Annotated in this window: 6 protein-coding genes; 4 read left to right on the top strand and 2 right to left on the bottom strand. The window is 77.9% G+C overall.

Annotated elements, in window-relative coordinates:
* A partial coding sequence (locus ATM99_RS17150) for an AMP-binding protein (protein ID WP_082659986.1) occupies positions 1–1,158 on the bottom strand: 1,158 nt, incomplete at its 3' end.
* A 204-nt stretch (positions 1,159–1,362) separates the two neighbouring features.
* Here ATM99_RS17150 and ATM99_RS17145 point away from each other — a divergent pair.
* Together ATM99_RS17145 and ATM99_RS17140 are read left to right on the top strand one after the other, a co-directional pair.
* Positions 1,363–2,400, top strand: a complete 1,038-nt coding sequence (locus tag ATM99_RS17145; protein WP_223305238.1) for a DUF3048 domain-containing protein — start codon at positions 1,363–1,365, stop codon at positions 2,398–2,400.
* A 168-nt stretch (positions 2,401–2,568) separates the two neighbouring features.
* The gene (locus ATM99_RS17140) at positions 2,569–2,757 is read left to right on the top strand and encodes a hypothetical protein (protein ID WP_062104030.1); all 189 of its coding nucleotides are present in this window, start codon (positions 2,569–2,571) and stop codon (positions 2,755–2,757) included.
* A gap of 4 nt (positions 2,758–2,761) precedes the next feature.
* Here the strand turns inward: ATM99_RS17140 and ATM99_RS17135 are convergent, their stop codons facing one another.
* Positions 2,762–3,745 carry a 1,4-dihydroxy-2-naphthoyl-CoA synthase gene (locus tag ATM99_RS17135; RefSeq protein WP_062104029.1) on the bottom strand — a complete coding sequence of 328 codons (984 nt, stop codon included), beginning with the start codon at positions 3,743–3,745 and terminating at the stop codon, positions 2,762–2,764.
* A gap of 96 nt (positions 3,746–3,841) precedes the next feature.
* Between ATM99_RS17135 and ATM99_RS17130 the strand changes: the two genes are divergently transcribed.
* On the top strand, positions 3,842–4,798 hold the full coding sequence (locus ATM99_RS17130) for an o-succinylbenzoate synthase (RefSeq protein WP_062104032.1): 957 nt from the start codon (positions 3,842–3,844) through the stop codon (positions 4,796–4,798).
* A partial coding sequence (locus ATM99_RS17125) for a thiamine pyrophosphate-binding protein (protein ID WP_255356827.1) occupies positions 4,798–5,717 on the top strand: 920 nt, incomplete at its 3' end. The genes ATM99_RS17130 and ATM99_RS17125, both read left to right, overlap by 1 nt.

Genomic DNA, 5,717 nt, shown 5'->3' with positions numbered 1-5,717 from the left:
GAGCGCGGCGGCGACGGCCGCACGCAGCTCCGTGAGCGGCGGCGCTGCGCCGTCCTGCATGACGACCACCGCGACGACCGACTGACCCCAGTGCTGGTCGGGCACGACGACCTGGCGCGGCGCGCTGGCGGGGCCGAGCGCGGCGGCGACGGCCGCACGCAGCTCCGTGAGCGGCGGCGCTGCGCCGTCCTGCATGACGACCACCGCGACGACCGACTGACCCCAGTGCTGGTCGGGCACGCCGACGACGCAGGCCTCGCGCACGCCGGGCAGCCCGGCGAGCACGTCCTCGACGGCGTGCGGGTCGACCTTGACGCCGCCCGTGACGAGCACGTCGTCGAGCCGGCCCAGCACGTGCAGCGTGCAGTCGTCGAGGCGGCCGCGGTCGGCGGTGCGCAGCCACCGCCCGTCGGGCGCGGTCGAGAACGTCGCGGCGTCGAGGTCCGGCCGGTGCAGGTAGCCGGCGGCCAGCACGGGCCCCGCCAGGCTGATCCTCTGCTCGGCGTCCACCGCGACGCGTACGCCGGGCAGCGGCCTGCCGTCGTAGACGCAGCCCCCGCAGGTCTCGGTCATGCCGTACGTGGTGACCACGTGCAGCTCGGCGGCGTGGGCGCGGGCCAGCAGCGACGGCGGGCACGCCGCGCCGCCCACGAGGATCGCGTCGAACCGGGCGGCCGCCGCCGTCGCGGCGTCGTCGTCGAGCACGCGCACGAGCTGGGTCGGCACGAGCGACGTGTGGTGCGGGCCGAGGCCGGCGGTCGCGCGCCGCGCGGCGGTCGTGAACGTCGCGGCGCGGAACGGTCCCTCGGGCAGCACGTGGGGTGCGCCGCCGGCCAGGAGGGCTCGCGCCACCACCTGCAGACCGGCGACGTGGTGCACGGGCAGCGCGAGCAGCCACGTGCCGGGCCCGCCGAGCCGCTCCGCGGTCGCCGCAGCGGACGCGCGCAGCGCCTGCGCGGTCAGCATCACGTCGCGCGGGCGGCCCGTCGACCCCGACGTCCTCACCACCACCGCGACCTCGGACGGCACGTCCGTGGCGGGCCCGCGGCCGGGCGCGTCCAGGCACCGCACGGCCGGGCCCGAGCCGTCGAGCGCCGCCGCCAGCGCGGGCAGCAGCTCCCGCGGGTCCGCGGGCACGTCACGCAGCGGCCGTTCCACCCCGACAGCGTAGGTGGTCGGGCCGCGCGGGCGGTCGTGCGCCGCGTCCCGCCCCGGACGTCGGTCCCGTCGTCGTAGAGTGGCCCGCGGTCCGGGCCCGAGGGGGTGCGGCGCCGGCAGCGCACGACGAGCCGCACCAGCGGGGGAGACGGGGTCACGATGGTCGGGACGGTTCGCAGGAGCACGACGGCACGCGCACGGGGCGTGAGCCTGCTGGCGTGCGGTGCTCTCCTCGCGCTCGCGGCGTGCGGTTCGTCGACGGGGACGCCGACCCCCGCCTCGACCGTGACCGAGCGCGCCGACGTCGTCGCCGACAAGGGTGCCGTCCCGACGCCCGAGGTCGAGCCGGTCTGGCCGCTGACGGGTGTCGCCGGGCAGCCCGACCCCCGCCCGGCGATCGCCGTGAAGATCGAGAACACCTCCGCCGCGCGCCCGCAGGCCGGGCTCGACCAGGCCGACGTCGTGTGGGAGACCATCGTCGAGTTCGAGGTCTCGCGGTTCGTCGCGGTCTTCCAGTCGCAGGTCCCCGGCGAGGTCGGCCCCATCCGCTCGGTGCGCCCGATGGACCCGCTGATCGTCTCGCCGCTCGGCGGCATGCTCGTGTACTCGGGCGGCCAGCCGGGCATCCTCGCGCTCGCGAACGCCGCGGGCGTGCAGATCGTGTCGCACGACGCGGGTGCGCCCGGCATGTACCGCTCGAAGGAGCGCAAGGCGCCGCACAACGTCTACGGCAACCCGGCCGAGTGGTGGGCCAACGCGGAGGCGGGGCGCACCGCGCCGGGTCAGCAGTTCGCGTTCGCCCGCTCGGCCGAGCAGGCGTCGGCGGTCACGGGCGGCACGCCCGCCGGCACGCTCGACCTGCGCCTGTCGGGGCAGTCCAACCCGGTGTGGGCCTGGGACGCCGCGAGCGGCACGTGGCTGCGCTCCGAGGGCGGCACGCCGGCGACCGCCGCGAGCGGTGCGCGCCTGTCGGCGGTGAACGTCGTGTCGATCACCGCGGGCCACCCCAACACCGAGTTCGGCGCCCAGGGCGGCGCGCCGGTGCCGACCTACGACCTGGTCGGGTCGGGTGACGCGGTGCTCGCGACCGGTGGCAAGACGCTGCCCGTGCGCTGGCAGAAGGACGCGCAGGAGCAGCCGATGCGCCTGTTCCTGCCGGACGGCTCGGAGGCGACGCTCGCGCCCGGCAACACCTGGGTCGAGCTGGTCCCTGCGGGCACCGGGACCCTCACCGTCTCCTGACGTCCGACCCGGGCGCCGCGCGCCCGGGTCGATACCGGAGGACGACGCGCCGGGCCGGGACGTCGTCCCTCCGGTGGAGCCGCCCCCCTCTCCCGGGCGGGCGGGCGCCGGGCACGACCGTCCCGGGGGCCGACGCGCCCGCCGGGGTGCGGCCGCGAGGCTGAGGGCATGGCCGCACACACCACGTTCCCCGCCTCCGTCCGCCCCGCCCGCTCGCGTCGTGACCCCGAGGACCACTCGGTCCGCTCGGCCGTCGCGGTCGTCGCCGCCGGGCTCGTGCTCGTCGCGCTCCTCGTCGGGGGCGGCGCCGTCGTCGCGACGCTCGTCGACCTGATGTCCTGGGTGGGCCAGGGCTGACGCGTCAGTAGGCGTACGGGAACCCGGACCAGTCCGGGTCGCGCCGCTGCAGGAACGCGTCGCGCCCCTCGACGGCCTCGTCCGTCATGTACGCCAGCCGCGTGGCCTCGCCCGCGAACACCTGCTGACCGGCCAGGCCGTCGTCGGCGAGGTTGAACGCGAACTTGAGCATGCGGATCGCCTGCGGCGACTTCGTCGCGACCACGCGCGCGTACTCGAGCCCGGCCTCCTCGAGCTCTGCGTGCGGCACGACGTCGTTGACGGCGCCCCACCGGTACGCGTCGTCCGCCGAGTACTCGCGGGCGAGGAAGAAGATCTCCCGGGCCCGCTTCTGCCCGACCTGCCGGGCGAGCAGGGCCGAGCCGTAGCCGCCGTCGAACGAGCCGACGTTGGCGTCGGTCTGCATGAACCGCGCGTGCTCGCGGCTCGCGATCGTCAGGTCGGCCACGACGTGCAGCGAGTGGCCCCCGCCGGCGGCCCAGCCGTTGACGAGCGCCACGACGACCTTGGGCATGGTGCGGATCAGCCGCTGCACCTCCAGGACGTGCAGCCGCCCGGCGCGCGCCGGGTCGACCGCGGCGGCGGTGTCGCCGTCGGCGTACCGGTACCCGTCGCGCCCGCGGATGCGCTGGTCGCCGCCCGAGCAGAACGCCCACCCGCCGTCCTTGGGGGACGGGCCGTTGCCGGTGAGCAGGACGGTCCCGACGTCGGACGTCGTGCGCGCGTGGTCGAGCACGGCGTACAGCTCGTCGACGGTGTGCGGGCGGAACGCGTTGCGGACCTCGGGTCGGTCGAACGCGACGCGCACCACGGGCAGGTCGCGCGCGACCGCGCCGGCGGCGGCCTGCTCGGGCGTGGGTCGCGCGTACCCGCGGTGGTAGGTGATGTCCGTCAGGTCCGTGAATCCCTCGACGTCACGCCACCGTGATGGGTCGAAGGTCTCGGAGACGCGCTCGGGCAGGGGGACTGGGGTACCGCTCTCGCTCACCTGGACACCCTAACGACGCGTCGGGGAGCCCCGCCCCGGGGGACCGGACCCGTCCGGCGTGGTCGGGAGTCGCGCGCGGCATAGCCTGGGGACGTGGTGAGCGTGCTGCTGGAACCCGTGGTGTGGGACGTGCCCCTGCGCACGCGGTTCCGGGGGCTGACGCGCCGCGACGGCGTGCTGGTCCGCGGCGCCGCCGGGTGGGGCGAGTTCAGCCCCTTCTGGGACTACGACGACGCGGCGGCAGTGCGCTGGTGGCGCGCCGCGCGGGAGGCCGCCGACGAGGGCTGGCCCGACCCCGTGCGCACGCACGTGCCCGTCAACGTCACCGTGCCCGCGGTCGACCCCGAGCACGCGCACCGCATCGTCACCGCGTCGGGCGGCTGCCGCACCGCGAAGGTCAAGGTCGCCGAGCCCGGCCAGCCCGCGGGCGCCGACGAGGCGCGGCTCGAGGCGGTCCGCGACGCCCTGGGCCCGGACGGTGCGATCCGCGTCGACGCGAACGCCGCGTGGGACCTCGACACCGCCGTGCGCGTGCTCGCGTCGCTCGACCGGGCCGCCGGGGGCCTGGAGTACGCCGAGCAGCCCGTGCCGGGCGTCGAGGACCTCGCCGCGCTGCGCCGCCGCACGCACGTGCCGCTCGCGGCGGACGAGGCCGTGCGCCGCTCGGACGACCCGCTCGCGGTGGCCCGCCTGCACGCGGCCGACGTGGTCGTGCTCAAGGTGCAGCCGCTCGGCGGCGTGCGCGCGTGCCTGCGCCTGGCCGAGCAGCTCGACCTGCCCGTCGTCGTGTCCTCGGCGCTCGAGTCGTCGGTCGGGCTGGCCGCGGGGCTCGCGCTCGCCGCGGCGCTGCCGGAGCTGCCGCACGCGTGCGGGCTCGCGACGGCCGCGCTGCTCGCGGACGACCTGGTCGAGGACCCGCTGCTGCCGCGCGACGGCGCGATCGAGGTGCGCCGACCCGCGCCGACGCCCGCGCTGCTGGCCGCGGCGACCGCGCCGGACGACGTCGCCGCGCGGTGGCGGGCGCGGCTCGCGGCCGTGCGGGCTCGGGCATGATGGCGGCCGTGACGCCCGCCCCCGACGCCGTGCCCTCGGACTCCGTGCCCCCGGACCCCGCGCCCTCGGACCCCGCGCCCTCGGTGCGTGCGGCCCGCGTGCTGGTGCAGGCGCTCGCGGCGCTCGGCGTCCGCGACGTCGTGCTCGCGCCGGGGTCGCGCAGCGCACCGCTCGCCTACGCAGTCGCCGACGCCGCGCGCCCCGACCCCGAACGGCCCGCGGGGGCGCCCGCGCTGCGCCTGCACGTGCGCATCGACGAGCGCGACGCGGGCTTCCTCGCGCTCGGCCTGGCCAAGGGGTCGGCCCACGCGGGGGAGCGCGGACCGGGACCGGCCCGGCCCGTCGCGGTCGTCACGACCTCCGGCACCGCCGTGGCGAACCTGCACCCCGCGGTGCTCGAGGCGCACCACACCGGGCTGCCGCTCGTGCTGCTGACGGCCGACCGCCCGCACGAGCTGCGCGGCACGGGCGCCAACCAGACCACCGAGCAGGCGGGCATCTTCGGCGGCGCCGTCCGGCTCGCGGTCGACGTGCCCGCGCCCACCGGTCGCCCGGGGGAGGACCGGGACCTGCGCCGCACGGTCGCGCGCGCCCTCGCCGCCGCGACCGGCGCCCGCACGGGCGACCCCGGTCCCGTGCACCTCGACCTCGCGTACCGCGACCCGCTCGCACCCGGCGCCGCACCGTGGCCGGCGGCGTCGGACGCGGGCCTCACGCACGTCGTGGGCCGTGCGCAGCCCGCCGACCCGGTCGCCCCGCTCACGGGTGCCGTCCCGGTCGTCGTGGGCGACGCGGACGGCACGGCGCGCGGCTCGCGCCGCGCGCGCGGAGCCGTCCCCACCGTGGTCGTCGCGGGGGACGGTGCGGGCCCCGCCGCGGTGCGGCTCGCCGAGGCCAACGGGTGGCCGCTGCTCGCCGA

Origin of the sequence: Cellulomonas sp. B6, assembly GCF_001462455.1 — a bacterium.
In the GTDB taxonomy this organism is placed as follows: Bacteria; Actinomycetota; Actinomycetes; order Actinomycetales; family Cellulomonadaceae; genus Cellulomonas.
Note: the sequence above shows the minus strand (reverse complement) of the source record. Positions and strands in the feature narration are given on the sequence as shown.

Excerpts from the sequence above, each read along its gene's own strand:
- ATM99_RS17140 (WP_062104030.1), top strand. The coding sequence starts at position 2,569 with ATGGCCGCACACACCACGTTCCCCGCCTCCGTCCGCCCCGCCCGCTCG.